Origin of the sequence: Corynebacterium marambiense (assembly GCF_016342275.1) — a bacterium.
Lineage (GTDB): Bacteria > Actinomycetota > Actinomycetes > Mycobacteriales > Mycobacteriaceae > Corynebacterium > Corynebacterium marambiense.
Genome location: NZ_JAEIOT010000005.1, coordinates 292,176 through 318,713 on the forward strand (window position 1 = coordinate 292,176; position 26,538 = coordinate 318,713).

Consider the following 26,538-nt stretch of genomic DNA (forward strand, 5'->3'; position numbering starts at 1 on the left):
AGGAAGATCCTCCGGAACGCCGGGTGGAGAGCATGTCCACCGTACCTCAGGAGGAGATCGTGAGCATGATACCGTTCGGAACCCCCAGGGCGCAGAATCAGCCGGGGGAGCGCTGCCGTCCGGAGGGCTGGCCCGTCGGTAGCTTCGAGGACTACACCTCCGCGCAGGCCGCGGTCGACATGCTCAGCGACCGTGGTGACTTCCCTGTCAACGAACTCACGATCGTCGGCGTGAACCTCATGGAGGTCGAACGTGTCGTCGGCAGATTGACCTGGGGGCGGGTGCTGGCCGCCGGAGCGGCGTCGGGCGCCTGGATGGGGCTCTTCGTCGGTATCCTGATGAGCCTGTTCAGCGACAGCTTCCTTGCCCCGATGATCTACGGCATCGTCATGGGGGTCGTCTTCGGTCTGATCGCGGCGGCGGTGCCGTACGCCGCGTCGAAGGGCCGTCGGGACTTCGCGACGACGACGCAGATCGTCGCCGGACGATACGACGTCCTCTGCGCCCCGGAGCATGCGCGGCGGGCCCGGGATGAAATTGCCCGGGCAAAACTGGGCGGCCAGTACCGGTCCGGCAGTTGAGCGATGAGTGGCGTCACAACCAGTTCTTGCGATGCAGGAGCCACCACAGGAACACCACTGAACCGGCCATGAGCAGAAGAGCCAGGTAGTACCCGTACCGGAGCCCGAGCTCCGGCATGAATTCGAAGTTCATGCCGTAGATACCGGCGATGACCGTGGGAACGGCGGCCATGATTGCGACGGAGGAGATCTTCCGCATGTCATCGTTTTCCTGCAGTGTGATCTTCGCTACACCTGCATCGATCAGCGCGGAGAGCCGCTCATCGAGGCCCCGCACGTTGTCCACGGCGAGCAGCTCGTGATCGAGGGCATCCCGGAAGTACCGGACCAGTTCGCCGGGCAGCATGTCCCCGTTTCGCTCGAGCAGCAGGCGCAGGGCGGCGGCGAGCGGATCGATGGAGTGCCGCATCTCCAGGATCTCGCGTTTGAGCATGTAGATTGTCTGGATGTCGAAGCGTTCGTTTGGGGTGAACACCTCGGCCTCTAGCTCGTCGACGTCGGCGGCGAGCTCACCACCGATACGCACGTATTCGTCGACCGTCGCATCCGTGATCATCCACGCCACGGAGGCGGGACCGAGCGCGGTCTGCTCGGGATCCTCCTCTACGCGCTTGCGTAGCCCCTTGATGTTGGAGGGTTTGCCGTGGCGGACGGTGATGATGAAGTCAGGCCCGAGGATCATCTGGATCTCTCCGGTCTCGATGATTTCCGACGCGTCGTTCACGGACTCATGTTCCTTGAACATGACGGAGCGGACGACTATGAACAACTGTTGGTCGTAGCGTTCGACCTTCGGACGCTGGTGGGCATTGACCGCATCCTCGACGATGAGTTCGTGGATGTTGAAGGCGTCCGCGATCTCCATCATCTGGCGCTCATTGGGCTCGAGGAGCCCGAGCCAGACCCATCCGCGTCCCTCCCTGCGGACATGGTCGAGAGCGCTCCGGTAGGTGTGACCTTGCTGGTCATCGGCGCCATCGACGTAGACGGTGCACCGTTCTATGGCTTCCTCGACGGGGACATCCGGCCCCATCGGAGAGGGCGTGATCTTGTCGGCGGGAGGTGTCCGGGGTTTGAGTACACGACGGATACTGGGCATCGGGCGGTGACGTTCCTTTGTGCGGTGCGGGCGGGTTTCAACGGGATGGCCAAAATTTCGAAGATTCCCGGACATGGGTCAGCAGTGAGTGTACCGAGTCCGTTGCCGCAGACACCATTATCGGAAATCAGGGCTATCACACGAAAATCCTTCCGGTCGACGTAGAGTAGACACCGGAAAGCGTGGCGGTGCCCGGGAGAACTAGCCTGCGGCCACCGTATGCACGCCGGACGACCCAGGAGACCCCATGACGCTGACTGATACGCCACCGACGCTGCGGCGGTTGTGCAGGGCTGCCTTTGCCGCGGTGATCGGGCTGCCTCTCCTCTCCTCGTGTGCACCAGAACCGGCGGCCCCTCCCGGTGAGTCGGAGTTCCGGCCGGTGCAGATCTCAGTCAATTCCTCATCCATCGAGCAGCGAATCCTCGGCGAGATGTACCAACGGACACTCCGATCACACGACCGGGATGCCTACCTCACCCTGGAGACCGCCTCGAACGATAATCAGCGCATCGAACGGCTCAATGAACGAAGGGCCGATCTCGTCGTCGGCTGTACCGGTGAACTGCTCCACCAGCTCAATCCCGTCGCCGCGGAGGAACTGTCCCGCGAATACACCACTGCGCTGGAATCCGGGGAGGTGGACAAGAACTCGGGGAAGTGGCGGGAAAAGGTCTACTCGGCCATGGTCGGCTCACTTCCGGGGAACATGATGGCGACCGATCCCTCCAATGCTCTGGGCTGTGCGGACTATGACGGTCCGGAGCTTCCGCAGAACATCGTTCCGGTGTACCGGAAGCCGATGCTGAATCGCCGGGACCGGCTCATCCTCAACTCCGTCGGTGGCACAATATCGACCGCTGACATCCGGGAACTGACCCGTGACGCTATGAAATCGAACTCGGTTTCGGTGGCCGTTGTTCCCTATCTCCAGGCGGAGGGGCTGTAGTCCGGGGCATCTATGACGGCGCGGCCGTCTCTTACACACCGTATGACAGGGCCTGCCCCGCCGGAAAACCGGCGGGGCAGGCCCTGTCATACGGACTCCCGCCGATCAGATGTCCGGTGCGAATGCCGATTCGATGAGCTGCTGCTGCTCGAACTGATGGACCTTCGAGATGCCGGTCGAGGTCGAGGACTGCGCACGGCGCGAGATCCTCTTCAGCGGCGGCATGTCCGGTACCCGCTCCGGGAGGTTGAGCGCGAGGAACGGCCAAGCTCCCTGGTTGGCGGGCTCGTCCTGGCAGAACCGGACCTCGGTGGCGTTCGGGTAGATCTCGAATGCCTCCTTGAGTCGGTTGTGCGGGATCGGATGGTACATTTCCAGCCGGATGATCGCGACGTCTTCGCGGCCGTCCTTCTTCCGGCGCTTCTCTAGCTCGTAGTAGAGCTTGCCGGAGACCAGAAGGATCGTGGTGACCTTGTCCACATCACCGATGACGTTGTTGTCGCGGTCGACGAGACGCGGATCGTTGATCACGGAGCGGAACTTGCGCACCTCGGTGAAGTCCTCGACCGGGCTGGCGGCGTCCTTCATACGCAGCATCGACTTCGGGGTGAACACGACCAGCGGACGGTGCAGTTCACTGAGCGCGTGACGACGCAGCAGGTGGAAGTAGTTCGCCGGGGTTGACGGCTGGGCGACGGTCATGGAGCCCTCCGCGCACAGTTGGAGGTAACGCTCGATCCGTGCGGAGGAGTGGTCCGGACCCATGCCCTCGTAGCCGTGCGGAAGAAGCAGGATGACGCCGGAGGTCTGTCCCCACTTGGCCTCGCCGGAGGAGACGTACTCGTCGATGATGGTCTGCGCACCATTTGCGAAATCACCGAACTGCGCCTCCCAGGCGACAACGGCGTCCGGGTTACCCACGGAGTAACCGTATTCGAAGCCCATACCCGCGTACTCGGTGAGCGCGGAATTATAGACGAGGAACTTACCGTTGCCCTTCGACTGCGCGAGTGCGTTGAGCGGGTTGTAGTCCTCGGAGGTCTTCGGGTCGATGAAAACGGCGTGGCGTTGGGTGAACGTGCCGCGGCGGGAGTCTTCGCCCGCGAGACGCACGAGTTTGCCGGAGTTCGCGAGAGAGGAGAAGGCGATGAGTTCGCCCCAGCCCCAGTCGATGCCGCCCTCGTGGACACTCTCCAGACGCTTCTTCGCCACTGGCTGGACGCGCGGGTGGATGGTGAAACCTTCCGGGGTCCGACTGAAGGCCTCCCCGATCTCGACGATGTCGGCCTTGGTGATGGAGGTATCCAATCCGTGCGGGAGTTTCTGGGAACTTGTGATCCCCTCCTGCGCGGAGGCCTGCTTCTTACCGGCCTGCTTGACTTCGTTGAATACGGACTCCATCTGATCGTGGAAGTCACGGATGACGGCTTCGGCGTCCTCGGGGGAGAGGTCACCACGGCCGAGAAGATCCTCGGTGTACCGGGTACGAACGGTGTCCCGGCTATCGATGATCTCGTACATCTGCGGCTGCGTCATCGACGGATCGTCGGCCTCGTTGTGGCCGCGCCGGCGGTAGCAGACGAGGTCGATGAAGACGTCCTTGCCGAAGCGGCGACGGTACTCGGTGGCGAGACGCCCGACCCACACGACAGCCTCGGGATCGTCACCGTTGACGTGGAACACGGGGCAACCGAAGCCCTTGGCGATGTCGGTGGCGTAGTGCATAGAGCGGGCGGAGTCCGGGGTCGTGGTGAAACCGATCTGGTTGTTTACCACGATGTGGATGGTGCCGCCCACGGTGTAGCCACGCAGTTGCGCGAGGTTGATGGTCTCAGGGACGATACCGAGGCCTGCGAAGGCGGCATCACCGTGGAGTAGCAGCGGGACGACGGAGTAGCCGTCCTCGCCTTTGTCCAGGATGTCCTGCTTGGCGCGGGCGATACCCTCCATGACCGGGTTGACGGCCTCGAGGTGGGAGGGGTTTGCCGTGAGTGAGACCTTGATCTCGCCGTCACCGAACATCTGCAGGTGCTGTCCCTCGGCACCGAGGTGATACTTCACGTCACCGGAGCCACCCGCTTGCGCCGGGTCGAAGTTGCCCTCGAACTCGTTGAACAGGTTGTGGAGCGGCTTGCCGACGATGTTGGCGAGGACGTTGAGACGGCCGCGGTGCGGCATACCGATGACGACCTCGTCGAGGCCTTGGCCTGCGGCGGTGTCGATGCAGGCGTCCATGAGGGGGATGAGACTCTCGGCTCCCTCGAGGGAGAACCGCTTCTGTCCGACGTACTTGGTCTGGAGGAAGTTCTCGAAGGCCTCCGCTGCGTTGAGCTTCTGCAGGATGTACTTCTGCTCCGCACCGGTGGGCTTGTTGATGCCCGCCTCGAGACGGTCCTGCAGCCAGGTCCGTTCGTCACGGTCGAGGATGTGGGTGTACTCGGAACCGACTTTGAGGGTGTACGCCTGCCGGAGGGTCGTCAGGACCTCCCGGAGGGTCATCTGTTCGCGACCAGCGAACCCGCCGACGGAGAATTTCCGGTCGAGATCCCACAGCGTCAGGCCGTGGGTGGCGATGTCGAGGTCGCGGTGGTCCGGGATCGGAACCCCGGGCTGGTTCCAGTGCAGCGGGTTGGTATCGGCAATGAGGTGCCCGCGTGAACGGTACGCCTCAATGAGCTGCATGACGCGGGTGTTCTTGTCCACTCCGGTATTCGGGATGTCCTGACGCCACCGCATCGGCGTGTAGGGGACCTGCATGCAGTCGAAGATGTGGTCCCAGAAGGCGTCATCGGTGAGTAGCTGGCTCATCGTGCGCAGGAATTCACCGGACTCCGCACCCTGGATGATGCGGTGGTCGTACGTGGAGGTGATGGTGACCAGCTTACCGACACCGAGCTCGGCGAGACGGTCCTCGGAGGCGCCGGCGAACTCCGCCGGGTAGTCCATCGAACCGACGCCGATGATCGCGCCCTGTCCCTTGGTCAGACGCGGCACCGAGTGCCGCGTTCCGATACCACCCGGATTCGTCAGGGTGATGGTGACGCCAGCGAAGTCCTTGCCGGTCAGTTTGCCCTTCCGGCCACGGGAGACGATGTCCTCGTAAGCCTCGACGAACTCGGAGAAGGAGAGGTTCTCGCACTCACGGATGGCCGCGACGACGAGCGCCCGGGATCCGTCCTTCTGCGGCAGATCGATGGCGAGGCCGAGGTTGATGTGGTCGTGGACCACCATCGTGGGCTTGCCGTCAATGATGTCGTACGAGTTGTTCATTGCCGGATGCGCCATGGTCGCCTTAACCATGGCGTAGCCGATGATGTGGGTGAAGGAGATTTTCCCACCGCGGGTACGGCGCAGCTGATCGTTGACCATCGCGCGGTTCTCGAACATGAGACGGGCCGGCATGTCCCGCACCGAAGTTGCGGTGGGGACCTCGAGGGAGAGATCCATGTTCTTCGCGATGGCCTTGGAGATTCCGGTCAGTTGTGACTTCCCGGATTCGGGAAGATCGCCGATGCGACTCAAGGGAGACTTCGCGAACCGTTCGGCCGCAGCGTCCCTCCTGCGGGTGGTCTCGCCCTCGCACTTCGGCGCGTGGTCGCGGGCTTTGGTCGCCGGGGTCTCGGGAGCCTCTTTCTTCGCCTCGATGCCGATCCCCTTTTCGGGGGCAGTGGGTTGAGAGGATGCCGCGCTCTTCACATCAGCCTTCGCGCTCTTCCCGGAGACAGGCTCAGCGGGCTTCCGCACTGCGGCAGCGGGGGTTTTTTCGGGGGTGCTTGAAGGGGCACCTTGTGTCTCGAAATAGTCCCGCCATTCCTTGTCGACGGACCCGGGGTCCTCCTGGAACTGCTGGAACATCTCGTCTACCAGCCACTGGTTCTGGCCGAAAGTACTAGCGCTGCTCACGGCAGGTGCTCGCCTCATTTCCTTGGTTAACCTACGTCATCATGTCCACTGTAGTCGTCCACTACAGGCTAGTTGCCCCAACCCCGTTCTGTCGCATCATTGCGACGTGGGATCGTGCCGCTTTGTGCCGTGGTGGGAGCGGGGACACATCAATACGGACACCGCACCGCGCTCACGTTACCGGTTTCCGTCGTCCGGTGGCGAGTAAATGCGCCCGCCAACGTTCGCATCGACCCGCATGTGGGCGTTCCACATCGCGCGGTAGCGGGTGTCAGCTTTGACCAACTCCGCGTGGGTCCCGTCTTCGATGATCCGGCCGTTGTCGACGACTAGGATCCGGTCGGACCGAACTGCGGTGGCCAGCCGGTGTGCGACGACGACGGAGGTACGCCCTCCGGTCACGCGTTCTGCGGCAGAGAGCACCGCCGCCTCCGTCGCCGGGTCGAGCGTCGCCGTCGCCTCGTCAAGGAGCAGGATCTTAGGATCGACGAGCTCAGCCCTCGCGAGTGCGATCAGCTGTCGCTGGCCTGAGCTTAGGCCCCGACCCCGTTCTCCAACGGGGTGGTTGAATCCACCGGGGATGCGGGCGATCGCCGCCAGCGCGCCCACTCGACGGGCCGCCGCAGTGATAGTGGAGCGGTCAGCACCAGGTTGCCCGTAGGAGATGTTGTCGGCAACGGTACCGGTGAACAGGTGCGGTTCCTGGGGGACGAGCCCGATCTGTCGGTGCCAGTCGGCGAGCGGGAACTCACGGATGTCGATGTCGGTGGCGCGCACGGAACCGGCTACGGGGTCGTAGAACCGAGCGAGTAGCTTGACGAGGGTGGATTTCCCGGCACCTGTCGGACCGACGACGGCGACCGTGGTACCCGGTTCCAGACGGAGATCCAGGCCTTCAGTGACGGTATGGTCCGTGGCCCCGGGATAGGAGAAGGTGACCATGTCGACGGTCACTGGCCCTGCGGCGGCCGTTTCCGCGCCCACCCGCGTTCCCAGATCCGGAACCTGCGTCCGCGTGGCCAGGAGATCGGTGATCCGCGACAGCCCCACGGAGGCCTGCTGGTAAGCGTCGTAGATCTGGCTCAGCTGCTGGATCGGGCCGAACAGTTGTCCGAGGTACATGATGAAGGCCACGAGGACCCCGGTGCTGATCTGCCCGTCCATGACGAGTCCGGCGCCGACCCCCAGGACGAATGCCTGGGATAGCTCGGAGATGAACGCGATCCCGGGGAAGTACAGCGCGACAGCGGTTTGGGCGCGAATCCGGGTGCGTCGGTAGGCAGTGGCCCGGCCCCCGAATCTCTCCAGCCTGAGAGCTTCGGTCCGGAACATCTGGGCGGTCCGCAGACCCGAAACCGATTCCTGGAAGTCCGCGTTGATCGCGCTCACCTGTTCCCGTGCGCGGGTGTAGAGGCGCGATGAGATTCTGCGGAACACAATGGTGGAAACGAGGATCACCGGGACCGCCCAGACCGCCCACAGGGCGAGTGCCGGGTCGGTGGCCATCAGGACCCCGGCGATTCCGATCAGCGTCCCGACCGCCACGACGGACTGGGCCAGTCCGGTCTGCAGGAAGGAGCTCAAGGCGTCGATATCGGTGGTCATCCGGGTCATGATCCGGCCGGACATGGTGGCCTCGAAGTAGGAGAGACTGAGTCGCTGCAGGTGCGCGTAGGACCGGAGACGCAGACTGAACAGCAGACGTTCACCTGTCCGGGCGGTGAGCACCGTCCTTACGGCGGACGCCGACCAGGCGGTGGCCACCACGACCACGCCCGCGGTCGCGGCCCACCACAGCGCGTGGATGTCGCCCCCGGTGACACCGTGGTCGATCGCGATTCGGACCAAACTCGGGAACGCAAGATCGGTGGCCACACCGATGATGAGCAGCGTGATCACCGCGGCAGTGAGCCCACGGACCTGTCGGAACAGTGTCCACAGCGAGAGCTCGCCCGAATCGGCCCGCGCTACGCCGCCATCGATCCCCGGTTGCTCCGTCGCCGGGGGGAGTGCGGCCACCTGAGCCAGCAGTCCCGGGCTGGGGGGCACGGCGCCTATCCCTCGACCGCGCCCGCCGGCGACGGGTACCGCCCGGGTGATCCCGGGGCTCGGGTTCCAGCGCAGTCCGGGTTGTGGCGTGATCGTCGGCCAGAGCTCCGCATCGGTCGGTTCCCCGTCCCCGGTGTCGTTTTCCGTATGCCGGACCGCGGGCTTCAAAGATGCACCATGGTCGCGGAAGGTGAGATCCATGAGGCGAGCGAAGCGGGGACTGCGGCTCATCTCATCCAGGGGGCCTACGTCCGCGATCCCACCGTCGATCATCAGGGCGACCCGGTCGGCGAGCTCCAGCGTGGACCGCCGGTGAGCGACGGTCAGCACCGTGATGTCCGGGCAGTAACGTCGTAACGCCCGGTAGATCGCCGCCTCCGTGACCGCATCGACCGCTGAAGCCGCGTCGTCGAGCACGAGGACGCGGGGGCGGGCGAGCAGTGCCCGCGCGAGCGCGATCCGCTGCCGCTGTCCGCCGGAGAGGGTCAGACCTTTCTCTCCCACGGGTGTGTCGTACCCCTGCTCGAGAGTCATGATGAAGTCGTGTGCCTGCGCTGCCCGGGCGGCGGCATGCACCTCATCCTCGTCGACCAGCCGACCTCCGGCCCCCACCGTGATGTTCTCCCGGACGGTCGCGGAATAGAGGAAAGCCTCGTCGAAGGCACAGATGACGGTGCCACGGATGACGTCCGTGGGAACCTCCGCGACATCGGTCTCCGTCCCGTCCACGCCGGTGAGCAGGATCCGTCCCGAGTCGGGGGCGTAGAAACGGCCGAGCAACTGGACCAGCATCGTCTTACCCGCACCGGGTGGTCCCACGAGCGCCACCGTCGACCCGGCTGGTATGTCTAGGGACAGGCCAGAAAGAATCGTCCGGTCATCTTCGGCGAAGGTGACCTCATCCAGCCGGATCCCCATCGGCCCGTCCGGGATGCCGTGGCCGGTACCCGCGGGGGGTGTGGACATCGTGGGCCGCAGGTCGATCACCTCGAAGACCCGTTGGACGGAGCTGGCCCCCATCTGCATGCGGACCATCGTCGCTGCGAGTACCCGGGCGACGGTTGTCAGTGTGGACAGGTAGGTGGAGAACGCCACGAACGTACCGACCGTGATGCTGCCGTGCAGGGCGAGCCATCCGCCGAGCGCGATGTTGATCACCAGCGCGATCATCGGCAACTGGTCCAGGGCGGGCTGGAACCTGGCGTTGATGCGGGCGGCGCGCATGCGGTGGGCGTAGAGCTCGCGTCCGGCCTCCTCCATCCGCGCAATCTCGTTCTCCTCCTGGGCGAACGCCTTGACTACCCGTACCCCGGTGACGGTCTCCTCGACCCGGGTCGCCAGGTCGGCGGCCTTCTGCTGGGCCGACCAGGTGGAGGCGAAGAGGCTTTTCCTGCCCCGGGCGCCGAGCAACACGATGACCGGGAGGGTCGCGAGTGCGATGGCCGCGAGAAGCGGTGACAACCAGAGCATCACCATCGTGGTCAGGACGAGCTTCAGCATGTTCCCGATGGTCAGCGGAAGGATCGCGAGGATCCCCTGGAGCGTGGTGACGTCGGAGATGGAGCGGCTGACCACCTGTCCGGTTCGCAGTGCGTCCTGCCCCACCCCATCCAGCCCCTGGAGGGAGTCGAGCAGCTGAACGCGGAGGCGCTGCTGGGTGTCCAGGGAGACGACACCGGCGGTGAACCGGCGGATGAACTGGAAGAGGAACCTAGCGACGGCCACTGCACAGAGCGTGACCACAACCGCGTTGAGCGGAGAAACCCCCGGGAGTAGCCGCGTCAACCGGTCACCGGTGTGCACCCCGAGAGCGATGTCGATCGCGTCGCGTGTGAGCAGCGGCGTGGCGGTCTCGAACAGGGTGACCAGAATTGTCGCCGACAGGGCCGCGACCGCGAGGATTCTCCGCTGGGCTGCTACCCAGAGGAGTCGGAGGAGCGCATCCCGGATGCCGGGAGCGGCAGTCCCTGCCCGATCGGCGACCGTCATCCTTGACCCCTTCCTGTCCACAGGTGCTTCCCCCAGATCATCTCAGAAAGACTGACATGGTTAGCCGGTCGGGGGATGACCGGAAAAGGACGCCGCCCCGACCCGGGTGCGGCGTCCTGGACGGTCGGAGACCGGGGAGCTACTTGTCCCCGTCCGAATCGACGTTTGCCTCAGCCACATCACGGGCGATCTCCGCCGGTACGTCGATGTCCTCCGGAACATCCTTCGGGACCGGAGTGGAGAACTCCGCGGGCAGGCCGCCGAGGGACTCGCCTACATTCGATACGACCTTGTCCGCGAGCCGGTGGTTGGTGTAGGAGCCGACGATTGCACCGATACCCAGGGGCATGATCTTCCCCAACCAGGCGCGGCGGAACTTCTTGCCCATCGTCTTCACCGCGACATTGACCATGCGATTGTTCACGCTGGTCAACTTCGCCCCGGAGAAACTCGACAGGGTTGTGGCGATTGAGCGGCTACCGACACCGGCGGAGAGATCACCCACCGCTGCATCGACGATGGCGGTTCCCGATGACCCGGTGAGAGCGACGAGGATCAACGCGCGGCGGCGTTCAGGATCATGGATGTCCACGTCCCGCAACTTTGCGGACGCCATGGTGTAGAACGCCGCGAGATCCAGGAAAACCAGGGATTCGACACCGATGGCAGCTGCTCCGGTGATCAGTCCGATTCCGGGAACAGCTGCGGCGATACCTGCGGCTCCGCCGGATCCCGTCGCCAACACCGAAAAATGCTGGTCGATGGCCTTCTGTAGTTCGCGGGGGCTGAGTTCCGGATTCTTCGCCCGCATCCAGTCCACGTATTTCGCGATTGTCCCAGCCTGGATGTGCACGGCCTTGTCTAGCCCGGATATCAGCATCCGTCCCGTCGCTCCGGTTCGGCCCTCGAGCGCCTTCGGATCGGAACCGACGGCGTCGGTGATCGGGGGGTCGTTTCGCTTGTCGTTGTTGTCGTCTCCGAAGAGTCCGTCAAAGAGACCCATGGGTGGCACTCACTCATTTCTCATTCTCGTGGGTGGCCCCGGTCGAGGGCTCGCCGGGGTTCGCCAGATTTCCGGCGACGGTGCTGCGCTACATCGTAGATGTGCCCGGAGGCTGATGCGCGGTAGGTGCCGATGGCGCGGCGCGCCGTCGGCACGTTCTTCCGGTCAGGTCGCTGCTTCCCCCAGCTGGGGCGGACAGTCGTTCCAGAGTCGGTCCCTGGCTGGTCCCTGGCTGGTCCCTGCGGCGTCATGCTGCGGTGGAGGCGACGGTCAGGCCGCGGATTCTCCGGTGCCCGTCAGACGCCACTACGGTGTAGGGCAATGGACGATATCACAGCTACCACCGCAGGCCTCATTCGCGGCACACTCGTCTCCGGGATCCGCACCTGGCGCGGAGTGCCATACGGGGCCGACACCTCCGGTCCGAACCGGTGGCGCGCGTCGGCGACCGCGGAACCGTGGAAAGGTGTCCGGGATTGCGGCGATTTCGGCACTGTCGCACCGCAACCCGTCTACTCCTACAAGGACTCGGTGCGGGGCGGTGAGGACTGCCTCAACCTTGACATCGTCCGTCCGGACAGCGATGACACCGACCTGCCCGTCGTCGTCTACCTCCATGGCGGATCCTTCATCGTCGGTTCCTCGCACGAGACGATGCTGCGCGGGTACAACTTCGTTCGAAATCTCAATGTCGTGTACGTGTCCATCAACTTCCGGCTGGGTGTACTGGGGTACCTCGATCTGCGCAGTCTCAGTGACGGGGACTGCGTCGCCAACCCTGCTGTCCGCGATCAGCTGCTCGCCCTCAACTGGGTCCGCGAGAACATCAGGGCATTCGGTGGAGATCCGGACAACGTCACTCTCATGGGAGAATCCGCGGGTGCCGCCGCGGTCACCACCCTGATGTGCGTGCCCGCGGCGGAGGGCCTCTTCCACAAGGCGATCGCACAGTCCGCACCCGCCGCGACACTGCATGCGCCGGTGCAGTCGGAGTACTGGGCGCAACAGCTCATCGGAGCAATGGCGTTTCCGTTGGAGACCACATGCGCCGATCTCCGGCTCGAATCCGCAGCGGATCTCGTCCGCGCTGGGCAGTCGATGTTGTGGCGGTCCAGAGAACTGCTGCAGCTCAACTCCTGTTACGGCCCTACGGTCGACGGTGAGCTTCTCCCGGATCACCCGTTCGACACTTTCGCTGCAGGCCGACAGGCCAAGGTTCCCCTGCTCATCGGGACGAACAATGATGAAGCTTCGGTGACCAAGCTCCTCTATCTCCGGCAGACCGCACGGAGCAGAGCGGCGGCCCGCATGCTCGACGCGTATGACCACTTCAATTCGGCTGTGCTTCTCGACGCGTACAACGGTGCCGTCGAGCGCGCCGATTTCGCACGGATGCTCACGGACGCGGTCTTCTGGGCACCGTCGCTCCGCATCGCCGAGGACCATTCCCGGAGCGCCGACACCTGGATGTACCGGTTCGACTACGCCCCGGCCGCACTCCGCTGGATCGGGCTCGGTGCGATGCATTCATTCGAGTTGACGGCGGTGTTCGGCGCCCACCGGGAGTCCCGCACACACACCCTCACCAGGTTCGGCGGAATCGACGATCTGGGTGTGGTCACCTCGGAGATGCAGGCGTACTGGGGGAACTTCATCCACCACTCGATCCCCGGATCGGGTTGGCCCCGGTACCGGCTCGCCGGCGAAGCGGGCCCGGGGCGTGCGACCCGGATCTTCGACTCCGAGTCCACCGTCGTCTATGATCCCCGTTCCCACCTGCGCCGTGCCTGGCGGAACTACGACATGAGGGAGTGGGGCGCCGGGAGGCCAGACATCCTTGACATTCGTGGGGCAGCACCGGAGGACGTCCCCGGAACCGGGGATCCCGGGTATTTCGACGGATAAACTGAGAAGGGAAGTTCCCCGATACAACCGGATGAAGGAGGCGACGGATGGACCCCGTGTTCGGGCAGCTACTTGCGGAGTATCCTCGTTTCCTGACGGCCCTCGAACCGGCGGAACACAGTCGGACCATGACCGTGACGGACCTCGCGGAGCCGGCCGTCATTGAACGTGCAGTGGCAGCTGCGGCGGAGATCTTCGGGATCGACGATCCGAGACACGCGGGGCAGCTGTGGTGGTTCTCCGCGGTGAATTCCCTCGTGTCGCCCGCGGTGACGATGATGGTCGAGTACGACCGCGTCCCCGACCTTGATCTCGCGACCGGGAGGGTATTCCTCCGGGATCCGGTGGACCGGTGTGATGATCCCGGAGCGGGCTACTGGATCGGATTCACCCCGGAGGTCTTCTCCACCGGTTCGGAGGAGACACACCGTAGAGCGGGGGAGGGCTTCTCGCGATCCGTCGGACCGGTGGTCTCGGTGCTCTCGCGTGTGGCGGGTATCAAGCCTGCCCCGCTCTGGGCGGTGGCCGCGGACGGTCTGGCCCAGGCCGCCGTCGAAGCCGGTAATGAGGCATTCGATCCATATCTAGGGGTCCGGGTCGCGTCACGTCTGGTCTCCGGGTTGGCGGCGGCGACACCTGCGGGTGTCGTGGTTCCCGCCCCGCGTTTCTTCGACATAGTCGACGGTACGGTGACCCCGACGGACATGGACGCCGTGTCCGCAGAAGAGGAACCCGACGAGGTCCACACCGTCGTCAAGAGAGCGTCCTGCTGCATGGTCTACCGGTCACCGAGCTCCGGAAAATGCCTGTCCTGCCCCAGGCAGGACCCTGCCGAACGCGAGCGGAAGCTGATTGCCGCACTCGATCAGTAGGGTCTCCGAGGACTGTCTGGCTACGGTGCAGGTGGAACCACCACCGCGCCGGGCGTCACGGCACTAGGCTGTCAGGTGTCCCGGTGCCTGCACCTGGATTCGGGCGCTGGGTATGCCGAGTTCCCAGTTAACTCACCGACACAACCGCCAGTCACTGGAAGGTGCACCACGACATGAGCTTCTATGAGGATCTTGCTGCCGCCCTGGACGCCGAAGGAATTGAATCACGCGTCAACGACGACACCCTGTTCGTGCCGATCTCATCCGGTGTCGAGATCCAGTTCGACGTGACGAATGAGCTGCTTCCGGCGGCGAACATCTACATTGCGGCCGCCCCGGAGTCCTGTGCGGGGGAGATGATTCCGGATGCCGACGAGGAGGAGTTCGAAGCCGTCCTGGTCTCGGCGGTGTTCTCGGTCGACGCGGCGGTGGATGCCGTTCTCGATCACATGGCGACCGACGCGATCGTCGATCTCGTCGATGAGCTGGTCACTGACCCGGACGGCCGCTTCGGGGATCTCCAGTTCACTGCGATCGAGGGGGAACCGATCACGGTTCGTTCGCTCGCCGCGGAGAACTCCGAACTCGACATCGTCATAGACATCGTCGACGGGGAGCCGACGGCGACAGTCACCCTCACCGCGTTCGACCCTGATCTCGAAGCACTTCTGGATGACCAGCTCAACGGCGTGGACGGCCCAGTCGATGATGAGGTGATCGAGGAGCTCATCGGGTGTTTCCTCGATGAGGGTCTGATCCTCCCGGAACAGACCATGGGGCTCGGCACGTACACGGATTTCAGCCGACTGCTGACGGTGATGCCCTTCATCGCGGAGCATGTCGCCGAGTGGGAGGAGGACCTCACCAACACCGCTGATGACTACGACGCCCTCTTCGGCGACATCGGGGACGATGGGGACATGGTCGAGGATGACCTTGAGGCCTTCGACCTGGACGGTAATGACGGGGACGGTTCCCTTCCCCGGTAGCGGGGATCTACTTCGCTCGTTTGGGGTTCAGGCCGCGTAGGGATGGCCGTCGAACAGTTGATCCGGGGCAGGAACGGGGTGGAATGCCCGTTCGACGATCCAGCAGAAGGTGGGAGCAGGTTCGCCCGTCAGCTCAAAGACACAGCCGTCGCTTTCCGGACCTGCGACGGCTGTGGCCCATGCTTCGGCACGTGCGGGATCGATCCGTTCCCCGGTCGGAGCCGTCAGGCGCAACGTGATCAGGTAGGCGGGGGTTCGGGTGACCCCCTCGGTGCGGAGCCGGGTGCGGACGGCTTCACCCACCAGGTAGCGCTGGAGAGTGGCTTTCATGCGGGGGTGACCGTCCACCCCGGGTATCAAGGCGGATGGTGGGCGCCATGTCGCGGTCAGGCGGGCAAGTGACCGCGGATGGCGCATCATGGAACGTATCGCTTCCAACTGTCGAGCGCACCCGGTTCGGACCGTGAATCCCGGAGATTCGATCGGCGGTTTGGATGTCCGGCCATCACGGCGGTCACGGCGTGCGCGCAGGAGCTGCCCTTCGGAGACGCCTGCGGTTCTCCGGGGGATCTTCCGTGAGACACCTGTTGATTTCCTGGGGATGAACATGCCCCGAACGTAGGGGGAGGGAGGGACGCCACCCACCATGGGCATCGAACATGTGTTCTATATCTGCGAGGGTGGCGGCACCCACCACCGCCCTATGTACCCGAGTGCATCCCCACCGGCGAGTGGAGTTAGCCTGAACAGGTGGCGAGAGAGAAGACGGATCAGCAGTTGGCGAAAACCCCCATCCCCCAGGAGATCTGGGTGCTGGTCTCAGCGGCATTCGTGATCGCGGTTGGCTTCGGGCTCATCGCTCCCATCATTCCGCAGTTCGCGCGCAGCTTCGGGGTGTCTATGGCTGCGGCAGGCCTCGTTGTGTCCGTGTTTGCCGGTTCCAGGCTCTTCTTCGCGCCGGTCTCGGGGCGGTTGGTCGACCTCATCGGTTCACGGCGGGTGTATCTGACGGGTCTCATCACCGTCGCCGTGGCGACGGGGCTCGTCGCCTTCGCTCAGGAGTACTGGCACATCGTTGCCCTCCGGGCCATCGGTGGAATCGGCTCGACGATGTTCACCGTCTCTGCGATGGGCCTGATCGTCAGGATTTCCCCACCGGAGATTCGTGGGCGTTCGTCCTCGGTATACGCCACCGCCTTTCTCACTGGTTCGATCATTGGGCCGGTGATCGGGGCGGCCCTGTCGGTGCTGGGGATGCGGATCCCGTTCCTCATCTACGGAGCGGCGCTGTTCCTCGCGTCGTTCATCGTGTGGTGGAAGCTCAGCGCCGCGAAGATCTACGGGTACGACCATGACACCTCCGCACCACCGATGAGGTTCGCGGAGGCGATTCGCGACTCCGCGTATCGCAGTGCCTTGGTCGGGGGGTTCGCCAACGGATGGGCGAACCTGGGTGTCCGGGTGGCGTTACTACCGCTGTTTGCTGCAGCCGCATTCCACACCGGTGGCGCGGTGGCGGGAATCGCCTTGGCTGCCTTCGCTGTCGGCAACGCCTCCGCGCTCCAGGTCTCGGGCCTACTTGCTGACAGGATCGGCCGGAAACCACTGATCATCGCAGGGCTCGTTATCAACGGATTGTTCACGGCGGCGATCGGTCTGACGTCGGTGCCGTGGGTGCTGCTGGCGGTGTCCGCCGGTGCCGGCGCCGGCGCAGGGCTGTTTCTCCCGTCGCAACAGGCGACCCTGGCGGACATCATCGGTAACCACCGATCGGGTGGAAAGGTTCTCGCGAATTTCCAGATGGCACAGGATCTCGGGGCGATCGCGGGACCCGTGGTCGTCGGCGCCCTGGCGGATGCGTTCGGGTACCGTGCGGCATTCGCGGCATGTGGCGTGGTGAGCCTGTTGGCGGCGACAGTATGGCTCGGTGGTCGGGAAACCCTGGATGGTCGGCGTATCGTCAGGCCCGCCCGGATCTGACCGCCAACCACCAGATACCGGCTGTGATACGTCGATAGTGGGATCTGCATTTCGTCCGATATGTCGGAAGAACGGATGAATAATCGCGGTTGACTTTCATTTTTTTGACGGTCGATCCGACTACCTGAAAATAGTGAGCGGAGTGTCTCCACAGTATTATCTGTATTGACATGTCCTCTCTTTTTTGGTGACTAAAGCGTGTTTGCGGTTGGTAATATTCTCCATTTTGGTAGAAATGTTCGGATGTTTGCACACCAAATTTATCGTCGGAAATCGGATACCGATGTTGCCATGAGGGTCCGGTTTGACTGTTTGATGGTTACTATCTGACGTTCTGGCATCTCGGGGGCTGAGGTTGTTTCGGCATATCGCCAGCTCGATGCATGTTATCGAAGAAATGTCGGGGCTGGTAATCCTTACGGTGGTGGAGAGGGGGCTTTTTGCGGCAAGGTGATGACCGCTGAAATTGCCCCCTTGCCACCCCCGTGAATTCTTGTGACCTGCGTCGCAATAAACAATTTATTAATTTATGTGACACGCCTCACCGGGAGGTTAATTGGGTGTTACAGTTTTGGGACCAGTAACACTTAGGTTCCTGGAACGCCGCGGCCTTCGTTAAAGGGCGCGTGAGGAGGACACATGAAACACCTCATTAACATCGACAACGGTGGAACACTGACCGATGTCTGCGTGTGGGACGGGGATCAGTTTTCGTTCACGAAGACACTCACCACACCCTTCGATCTCTCAGAATGCCTGTTCGAGGGGATCGCCAAAGCGTCCGCGAACCTGTACGACGAGCGCGATCTCATCCGGCTGCTCCACGAGGCGGATCACATCCGCTACTCCACGACACAGGGAACCAATGCCCTCGTCGAACGGAAGGGACCATCCATTGGGTTGCTCGTCGAAGACCCCTCAGTGATTGACGCCATGCAGTCGGACGACGACCACTCCACACTCTTCGCCGATCTGATCGGCAACCGGGTCGAGACCTTTGACCTTTCTGATGACGAGCTAGAGTTCAGCCTTGTTCAGACCGTCAACAAGCTCACCACCGACGGCGCCGCACGGCTCGTCGTTGTTGGACGCGACGCGGAGTCGGAGCGGACCGTCAGGAATCTGCTCCTCCGCAACTTCCCGCGTCAGCTGCTCGGTTCCGTACCGGTTCTCTGCAGCTGGGAGTTCGTCAAAGATGCGAATGACGCCCGCCGTGGCTGGTCATCCGTGGTCAACACATTCCTCCACCCCGTCATGGAACGGTTCCTCTACCAGGCCCAGTCCCGCCTCCGGGAGAACAAGGTGACGAACCCGCTCCTCGTCTATCGGAACGACGGAGCATCGTCGCGGGTGTCGAAGTCAGTCGCCCTGAGAACCTACTCCTCCGGACCCCGGGGAGGTCTGGAAGGGACGGCGGCACTCGCCCGGAGCTACAACCTCGCGCACGTCCTGATGATGGACGTCGGCGGAACCACCACCGACGTCGGCGTCGTCGACAGGTGCACCATCGACACACAGCGTCGTGGCCGCGTCGGCGAGGCGACGATCTCATTCCCGATGTCGAGCGTGCACAGCTCCGGTGTCGGAGGCAGCTCGATCATCAGCGTCCGCGACGGGAGGATCGTCGTCGGCCCGCGTTCCGTCGGTGCCGCCCCCGGCCCCGCCTGTTTCGGTCTCGGTGGCAAGGACGCCACGATCACCGACGTGAAGGTGCTGCTCGGAATCCTCGATCCCGAAACCTATCTCAACGGACAAATGCACCTCGATGCTGCCCGAAGTCGCGCGGTCATCACCTCGACGATCGCGGAACCGCTCGGCATCAGTCTCGAAGAAGCCCTGATCCGGATGGAGGACGCGTACCTCGACACGATGGCGGAAACGTTCCGCGATCTGGTGCAGGAAGACACGACTCTCGCCGCGTTCGGCGGAGCAGGCCCGATGAGCGCCTGCGGCGCCGCCGAGAAGGCTGGTGTCAAACGTGTGCTGATACCGCGTATGGCCGCCGTGTTCTCCGCGTTCGGCATCTCCTTCTCCGACATCGGGAAGACCTACGAGAGCAGCATCTCCGAGAACACTCGCGACAGTCTGCAGCGGAACTACGACGACCTGCTGCACCGCGCTGAGCGCGACATGTTCCAGGAGGGATACGCCCTCGACGAATGCCAGATGAAATGGACCATCGAGGAGCACGACGCGAACGGCGAGGTCCTCGCGAGCCGCGACTACGAGAACGGTGAAGAGGTCGCCGACTCCGGTCATAACCTTATGCTCTGCCTCGATGTGAAGAAGGTGCTCCCGCACGCCGATCTCGCGGCCAACGACAGCGTGGACACCTCAGAGGCGACCTCGACCGGTACTCGAACCGTCCGCGTCAGCCCCGATGAAACCCAGGATCTACCGGTCTACGTACTCGAGGACCAGATCCCCGGGGCGACAGCAGCCGGACCGGCGATTCTCGAGGGCCCGTTCTTCACGGCACGAGTGACCCCGGGCTGGACGTTCACCGTCACCAGCAATGGCGATCTCATCATCACCGACGAACGCTGATCCACCTTCACCCGAGACCTTAAGGAAACACTGTGCGAGTCCCCATGACCGAGTACCTGCTCATCGATCTCGACACCGAACGGTGGGTGTGCCGCAGCTGCGGCCACGACATCGGTGACGCGAACGACAACTACAAGCCGGGCTGCCTGGTGTATGACCGGGATCCTACCGAGATCCACCAACCGATCATCGATCCCGAACGATACGAGTACACCTTCTCCCCGGACCCCGAATACTGCCGGATCCTCGAGTTCTACTGCCCCGGTTGTGCGACTCAGCTGGAAACCGAATACGTCCCACCGGGACACCCCCCGACCCGCGACATGGTCATCGACGTCGCCGCCCTGCGCAAGCAGTGGGAGGAACGGGGTGTCGATGCGGAAGAAGTGTTCAACTACGGCCCCGGCGAAGACGCCCAGAAGTACACAGCAGAACTCAAGAAGAAAGCCGCCGACTCACAGCGCTGAGTTGCGAAAACGAAAGCAGGAGACATCCATGAAACGCATCTCCGTCGACATTGGCGGCACATTCACCGACTGCTTCTTCGTGTGGGACGACACCTACATCGAAGCGAAGGCGCTGACGACACACCACAACCTGGCCCTGGGCTTCAACGAGGCGCTCGACCTGGCGTGTGAGCGCGCCGGATTGGACCGCGAGACGGCCCTGTCCGGAGTGGACTCGGTACGGTACGCGACCACTTTGGGAACCAACGCGCTCATCGAGCGCAAGGGCCCGAGAGTCGGGGCGATCGTCACGCACGGCTTCGAGGACACGATCCCGCTGTCCCGTGGCCGGGGCTACGGCGAAGGCCTCGACTACTCCATGCAGCAGAACATGCCCGCCGCCGAGCGGCCAGAACCTCTCGTACCGCGTGCCCTGATTCGCTCAGTCAAGGAGCGCATCAACTCCGCAGGAAAGGTCGTGGCCTCACTGCGGGAAGAGGACGTCCGGAACGTCGTCCGGGAACTGATGGACGCTGGTGCCGAGGCCATTGTCGTTTCCCTGACCAACGCCACCGAGAACCCGGTTCATGAGCTCAAGATCCAAGAGATCCTCCTGGAGGAATACCCCTCCCATGAGCTCGGGGCCGTCCCGGTTCTCCTCGGACACCAGGTCTCCGGACGGAAGGGCGAGTACGTCCGCGCGACGTCCACCATCGTCGACGCCTTCCTCCACGAGATCATGTTCCACGCGCTGAGCCAGCTGTCTAACAATCTCCGCGAGTCCGGGTACACCAAGCCAATGCTGGTCAACCACAATTCCGGTGGTATGGCGCAGATGAACTCGACAGACGCCCTGCAGACCATCCATTCTGGTCCCATCGCCGGTGTTGGTGCCGCAGAGCATCTCGCGAACTCCACCAACATCGGAAGCGTCATCAGCACCGACATGGGTGGAACCTCCTTCGATATCGGGCTTGTTCCCGAAGGCGGTGTGAAGCACTACGACTTCATGCCCACCATCGACCGGTGGTTGGTCAGCGTCCCCATGGTCCACCTTGACACCCTCGGTGCCGGTGGCGGATCCATCGCCAGCTACGACCGCATCCACCAGTCCGTCAAGATTGGTCCCGAATCCGCTGGCTCCAACCCGGGTCCGGCCTGCTACGACCGCGGTGGCCTTAAGCCGACGGTCACCGACGCCGACCTGCTCCTCGGATACCTCGACCCCGACAATTACGCCAACGGCTATATCAAGCTGAATCCGAAGCGTTCGGTGTTCGCTATCGAGGAGACCCTCTGCGATGAGATGGACATGGATGTCCTGGACATCGCGAAGCTCATCAAGAACTCCGTCGATGAGCAGATGGCGATCGGCATCGGCAAGGAACTGCGTGTCCGTGGTTACCTGCCCGAGGACTTCACGATGCTCGCCTACGGCGGCAACGGACCGCTCCACGCCTGCGGCATAGCGCGTCATGTCGGCATCACCCGCGTGCTCGTCCCGCCGTTCAGCTCCGTGTTCTCCGCCTGTGGCGCGGGAAACATGCAGCAGCTCCACTTCCACGAGCGGGGCACCCACATCACGATGTACAACGCGACAACCCGGGCGCTGTACGACGACTATGACGCGTTCAACGAGATCGTCGAGGACCTCGAGGCCCGTGGACGCGAGGACCTGCGCCGCCAGGGATTCGATGCTGAGGACGTCAAGTACCGTCTTGAGCTCGACATGCGCTACGGGAACCAGCTCCTCACCCAGGCAGTGACGCTGGACATCAACCGGATGAATGGCGTCGGTGACGTCCTGCAGATGATCAAGACGTTCGGCGACGTTTACAGTCACCGCTTCGGCTCCAACTGCGCCGCCCCGGAGGCCGGTATCCGCGTGAATACGGTCCGCGTCGCTTCCTACGTCGAAGGGGACACCGTCAACTTCGAATCTCTCACGGACGGTGGCGAGCGGGCCGTCCCCGAGGCCGTGGGGGAGCGTCGCGTCCACTTCGTCGACGTCGAAGGAGCCATTGACACTCCGGTGTACAACCATAACGCTCTGACCGCCGATGCGGTCATCCCGGGTCCGGCGATCGTCACCACGGAAAACACCACATTCCTGGTCGAACCCGGATGGCACCTGGAACCCACTGAACAGGGCGCCGTATGGCTCCTGCAGGACTGATGAACGACACCACGAGGAGATTGCAATGACCACAGTCGACAGAGACACGACAACGTCCACCCCAGCCAAGGAACTCACCGCACAGGAACAGGAGTGGGTCGACGCCTTCATGGACGAGACCACCCTGTTCCTCGGGCCCGACCCGGAGATCATGCGGAGCCACAGCATCGCAGAACGTAGCGAATATGAGGACGAGTGCATCTCCAAGGGGATTGACCGGATCCAGGTGGAGCGCATCCGCAAGCGTATCTCCGGGGCCCTCGATGAGGGATACGAGATGTGTGAGGCACAGGGAGCTGCGCCCGGCGCGAAGTGGGGTGACCTGACCACTGCGATCTACACGGCGGAAGGGGACGTCTCCTATCTCTCCTGCCACGGGGTCATCGCCTTTTCGGCGATCCTGCACCATCCGATTCGGTACATCATGAAGTACTGGAAGGACGAGCCGACCGTGGGTATCCACGCCGGTGACGGCTTCATCCACAATGACGCCCGTTACGGCAATGTCCACAACACCGATCAGTCGATGATCATGCCGATCATCCGCGACGGTGAGATCATTGCCTGGGTCGCCGCCACCATCCACGAGGGTGAGAACGGCGCCTGCGAACCCGGCGGAATGCCCTCCGGCTCTGAGACCCCGTTCGATGACGGACTCCGGATGAGTCCGTTCAAGATCGTCGAGAAGGGGCATCTCCGCAGAGACCTGCTGACCTTCCTCCAGCACTCCGTCCGAGACCCGAAGCTCCAGCTCGCCGACCTCAAGGTCAAGATCGCCGCGGTGAACCGCATCATGGACCGGATCAACACCCTCATCGACGAGGTCGGGGTCGAGACCTTTGTGGCCGCGATCCGGATCACCATCGAGGACGTTGATGCCGAGGTGCATCGTCGCATCGGTGAGCTGCCGGACGGTACCTATTCGTTCAACCAGTTCATGGACTCCACGCTCAAGGAGAACATCCTGATCAAAATGGCGTGCAAGATAACAGTCAAGGGTGATCAGATGACGGTTGACCTCAGAGGCTCCGGCCCAGAGATCCTCAACCGGGCGATGAACTCGCCACTGTGTTCCGTGAAGTCGATGATGATGCAGGCGATCCTCGCCTTCTGGTGGCCGGACCTTCCCCGGTGCACCTCCGCGATGAGCTGCATCGAGATCATCTCCGACGAGGGAACCTGGTCGGACGCCTCCTACGATGCGCCGATGGGACAGTCCCTCCAAGCATCCTTCCGTGGTTTCTCCTGCATGCAGGCGCTCTACGGCAAGATGCAGTTCTCCACGCCACGCAAGTACTCGAACGTCGTGGCGAACTGGTACAACCAGATCAACACGTTCCTCTGGGGTGGCGAAACACAGCACGGCGACCAGGTCGGCAATCTCTGCGCGGACCTCAACGGTATGCCCGGCGGCGCCAAGCCTTTCCGCGACGGTGAAGATTCCGTATCCCCGCTCTTCTGCGCCATGGCGGACACCGCCGAGCAGGAGATCATGGAGGAGGAGGTGCCCTTCATGCAGCTGGTGTCGAAGCGGCTGATCAAAGACAACATGGGATTCGGCAAGTTCACCGGTGGTATGGGCTACGAGATGATCGTGGCCTCCGAGGGAACCCCCCACTGGGGCTTCATGACGGTGACCTCCGGGTCCAAGTTCAGCTCCATCTACGGCATGTTCGGCGGCTATGGCTGCGGAGCCTACCCGCTCGCCATGGTTAAGGGCGTCAACACCTACGACAGTTTCCGCAAGGACTCGCGCACCTTCGATCTCTCCATTGAGAAGGTCATGAACGAGCGACCCTTCGAGGGCGCCAAGTACATGACCTCCCACATGGGACTGCAGTTCGACGTCGCCAAGGACGGTGAGCTGTACATGATCGCCCAGGGCGCCGGTGGTGGGTACGGTGACCCGATCGAACGCGACCCCGACTCCGTCGTCCACGACGCGGAACTCGGCCGTATCTCGCCAAAGGTTGCCCGGGACATCTTCTGTGTCGCATACGACGAGGAGCACTTTCGTCTGGACGCCGCAGAGACGAAGCGCCTGAGGGAGGCACGTCGCAAGGAACGGCTCTCCCTGGGCAAGCCCTACGCCGAGTTCATCGAGGAATTCGTCACCGATGAACCCCCGGAGGACCTGCTCTACTACGGCAACTGGGGTGATGACACCGAGGAACTCACCGCAACGGTGTTCACCGTCAATGGCCGGAAGCGGGTCACCGGAAAAGTCGGCGAGCTGCCGATCGTCATGATCCCGGATCGCCGCGAACTCAAGATCGAGGTACTCGAAGCCCGGATCGCGGAGCTCGAGGAGAAGCACGGCGAGATGGTCTCCAAGAAGAGCTGACCCGTCTCTCCACAAACCTGGGCGCGGCTCCACGCCGCCCCAGGGAAGCACCATTTCTGCACACCACACATCGCCCCAGCGGCAAGGAGAATCCCATGACACCGACATCCCTCACCGACCTCATCACGACCCCACCCTCGGACCGGAGGACCGCGGTATTCCTGGACCACGTACCGTTCGGCGAACGGGTCATCCTGCATGGCGAACTCCCGTATCTCGATGCCCCGGCCACTGCCAGCTACTACGGGCAGGCGCAGGGCATGCTGAACTCTGACGCGACCGTCATCGACGTCGGAGCTCTCTACGATGCTGTGCTGGCATCGAACGCCGATCTGCGCACCGCCATGGGGACACGCTCACGAACCGGATACGCACTCCGTACTATGCTCGCCGATGATTCGGCCGCGACAGTGACGGCGCGGATCCTCACCGCGACCAGCCACACCAGCCGAGTACCGTTCCTCCTCCGGCTCCCGTCCCCGCTCATCTGGCTCGCTCAGGCGGCCGAAGCAACCGGGAACACCGACTTCAGTTCGATCACCGCGGATCACGCCGAGTCGGCCGCGATGTACGTGGCTGATTGGCTGCGCCGCTTCGTGGACGCGCCCGTAGTTGGCCTCATCCTCGACGGGCGTCGTGCCGGGGCGTACGCGGAACTCCCGCCCGAGGACATTGACGCATACCAACCCGTGATCAACGCCGCCGAGCACATCGGCTGGTCCGTACTGCTGCAGACGGAGGGCGGTGTCGAGGTCGCTGGAGAGGACGTGCGCGGCGCCACCATCGACCCGGGGTACTGGCTGGGCACAGGGACCGTGCCGCAGGCCGATTTCCTCGTCACACAGATTCCGGCCGAAGCCGAGCCGGAGACCGTCCTCGAACGTCTCGAAGCTCTCTGATCCGATTCCAGATACCCACGATTCGGAACAGGGTCCGGCACCGCAATCGGATACCACCCAGCTGAGGAGCATGACGTGAGCAAACTACACACAGGTGGCACCACTGAATTGGTGTCGGGATTGATCAAGGACGGCATGTCGATCGCCGTCGGTGGCTTCGGGCTGTCCGGCAACCCGTTCGACCTCATCGAGGCAGTCCAAGCTTCGGGAGCCAAGGACCTCACCATTGTCTCGAATAACATGAGCATTGACGGCATAGGGCTTGGACTACTCCTGGAATCCCGCCAGGTGAAGCGAGTCCTGGCCTCCTACGTCGGCGAGAATAAGGCATTCTCCGAACAGTATCTCTCCGGTGAACTCGAGTTGGAGTTCGTCCCCCAGGGATCGCTCGCCGAACGGCTCCGGGCCGCCGGGGCGGGAATACCCGCCTTCTTCACCCCCACCGGCTACGGGACCATCGTCGCTGAGGGCAAGGAGGTGCGCGAGATAGATGGGAGACACCACATCCTCGAACACGCGATCAAGACGGACCTCGCCCTCGTCCACGCCGCCACCGCGGACCCCAATGGCAATCTCGTCTACAACCGCACCGCACGGAACTTCAATCCGGTCTGCGCGATGGCCGGCCGGATCACGATTGCCGAGGCGGAGGAGATCGTCGACCTCGGTGAACTCGACCCTGACTTCATCCACACGCCGGGCGTCTACGTCCAACATCTGGTGCAGGCCGCACCCCGAACTAAACCGATCGAACGGGTGACTACCCGACCGCGGCCCGACCGGGCCGACACGGGGAAAGGAAACTGA

General features: G+C 63.4%; 17 protein-coding genes. 12 read left to right on the plus strand and 5 right to left on the minus strand.

All coding sequences use genetic code 11. The features are described 5' to 3' along the window. The first annotated feature begins 65 nt into the window (after positions 1 to 65). Positions 66 to 581 (plus strand): YflT domain-containing protein, encoded by a 516-nt coding sequence (locus JDV76_RS04055; protein WP_198735809.1) that lies wholly within the window; start codon positions 66 to 68, stop codon positions 579 to 581. A 13-nt stretch (positions 582 to 594) separates the two neighbouring features. Here the strand turns inward: JDV76_RS04055 and JDV76_RS04060 are convergent, their stop codons facing one another. After that, positions 595 to 1,680 (minus strand): magnesium and cobalt transport protein CorA, encoded by a 1,086-nt coding sequence (locus JDV76_RS04060; RefSeq protein WP_232958824.1) that lies wholly within the window; start codon positions 1,678 to 1,680, stop codon positions 595 to 597. A 247-nt stretch (positions 1,681 to 1,927) separates the two neighbouring features. On the opposite strand from JDV76_RS04060, the gene JDV76_RS04065 reads away from it, so the two are divergent. Continuing rightward, positions 1,928 to 2,629 (plus strand): hypothetical protein, encoded by a 702-nt coding sequence (locus JDV76_RS04065; RefSeq protein ID WP_198735596.1) that lies wholly within the window; start codon positions 1,928 to 1,930, stop codon positions 2,627 to 2,629. A gap of 105 nt (positions 2,630 to 2,734) precedes the next feature. Here the strand turns inward: JDV76_RS04065 and JDV76_RS04070 are convergent, their stop codons facing one another. The 3 genes from JDV76_RS04070 to JDV76_RS04080 form a co-directional block, all read right to left on the minus strand. Then, a complete protein-coding gene (locus JDV76_RS04070; RefSeq protein WP_198735597.1) occupies positions 2,735 to 6,532 on the minus strand; it encodes a multifunctional oxoglutarate decarboxylase/oxoglutarate dehydrogenase thiamine pyrophosphate-binding subunit/dihydrolipoyllysine-residue succinyltransferase subunit in 3,798 nt (1,265 codons plus the stop codon). A gap of 177 nt (positions 6,533 to 6,709) precedes the next feature. Continuing rightward, on the minus strand, positions 6,710 to 10,570 hold the full coding sequence (locus JDV76_RS04075) for an ABC transporter ATP-binding protein (RefSeq protein ID WP_198735598.1): 3,861 nt from the start codon (positions 10,568 to 10,570) through the stop codon (positions 6,710 to 6,712). 139 nt (positions 10,571 to 10,709) lie between these two features. Beyond that, the gene (locus JDV76_RS04080) at positions 10,710 to 11,573 is read right to left on the minus strand and encodes a hypothetical protein (protein WP_198735599.1); all 864 of its coding nucleotides are present in this window, start codon (positions 11,571 to 11,573) and stop codon (positions 10,710 to 10,712) included. Between the two features lie 321 nt (positions 11,574 to 11,894). On the opposite strand from JDV76_RS04080, the gene JDV76_RS04085 reads away from it, so the two are divergent. The 3 genes from JDV76_RS04085 (at position 11,895) to JDV76_RS04095 (ending at position 15,339) form a co-directional block, all read left to right on the plus strand. Next, a complete protein-coding gene (locus tag JDV76_RS04085) occupies positions 11,895 to 13,478 on the plus strand; it encodes a carboxylesterase/lipase family protein (protein ID WP_198735600.1) in 1,584 nt (527 codons plus the stop codon). Positions 13,479 to 13,525: 47 nt separating this feature from the next. Beyond that, complete coding sequence (locus JDV76_RS04090; RefSeq protein WP_198735601.1) at positions 13,526 to 14,350, plus strand: (2Fe-2S)-binding protein; 825 nt, start codon at positions 13,526 to 13,528, stop codon at positions 14,348 to 14,350. A gap of 173 nt (positions 14,351 to 14,523) precedes the next feature. Next, complete coding sequence (locus JDV76_RS04095) at positions 14,524 to 15,339, plus strand: hypothetical protein (protein ID WP_198735602.1); 816 nt, start codon at positions 14,524 to 14,526, stop codon at positions 15,337 to 15,339. Positions 15,340 to 15,366: 27 nt separating this feature from the next. On the opposite strand, the gene JDV76_RS04100 is transcribed toward JDV76_RS04095, so the two are convergent. Continuing rightward, a complete protein-coding gene (locus tag JDV76_RS04100) occupies positions 15,367 to 15,669 on the minus strand; it encodes a hypothetical protein (protein WP_198735603.1) in 303 nt (100 codons plus the stop codon). Between the two features lie 420 nt (positions 15,670 to 16,089). Between JDV76_RS04100 and JDV76_RS04105 the strand changes: the two genes are divergently transcribed. The 7 genes from JDV76_RS04105 to JDV76_RS04135 all read left to right on the plus strand — a co-directional run bounded on the left by JDV76_RS04105 (position 16,090) and on the right by JDV76_RS04135 (position 26,538). Beyond that, positions 16,090 to 17,319: an MFS transporter gene (locus JDV76_RS04105; RefSeq protein ID WP_198735604.1), complete on the plus strand. Its 1,230-nt coding sequence runs from the start codon at positions 16,090 to 16,092 to the stop codon at positions 17,317 to 17,319. A 639-nt stretch (positions 17,320 to 17,958) separates the two neighbouring features. Next, on the plus strand, positions 17,959 to 19,866 hold the full coding sequence (locus JDV76_RS04110) for a hydantoinase/oxoprolinase family protein (RefSeq protein WP_198735605.1): 1,908 nt from the start codon (positions 17,959 to 17,961) through the stop codon (positions 19,864 to 19,866). A gap of 32 nt (positions 19,867 to 19,898) precedes the next feature. Then, entirely contained in the window at positions 19,899 to 20,333 is a 435-nt protein-coding gene (locus JDV76_RS04115) for an acetone carboxylase subunit gamma (RefSeq protein WP_198735606.1), read from the plus strand. Between the two features lie 28 nt (positions 20,334 to 20,361). Then, a complete protein-coding gene (locus tag JDV76_RS04120; RefSeq protein WP_198735607.1) occupies positions 20,362 to 22,488 on the plus strand; it encodes a hydantoinase/oxoprolinase family protein in 2,127 nt (708 codons plus the stop codon). 25 nt (positions 22,489 to 22,513) lie between these two features. Further along, positions 22,514 to 24,832: a hydantoinase B/oxoprolinase family protein gene (locus JDV76_RS04125; RefSeq protein ID WP_198735608.1), complete on the plus strand. Its 2,319-nt coding sequence runs from the start codon at positions 22,514 to 22,516 to the stop codon at positions 24,830 to 24,832. 95 nt (positions 24,833 to 24,927) lie between these two features. Further along, the gene (locus tag JDV76_RS04130; protein WP_198735609.1) at positions 24,928 to 25,731 is read left to right on the plus strand and encodes a hypothetical protein; all 804 of its coding nucleotides are present in this window, start codon (positions 24,928 to 24,930) and stop codon (positions 25,729 to 25,731) included. 75 nt (positions 25,732 to 25,806) lie between these two features. Then, a complete protein-coding gene (locus tag JDV76_RS04135) occupies positions 25,807 to 26,538 on the plus strand; it encodes a CoA transferase subunit A (protein ID WP_336244241.1) in 732 nt (243 codons plus the stop codon).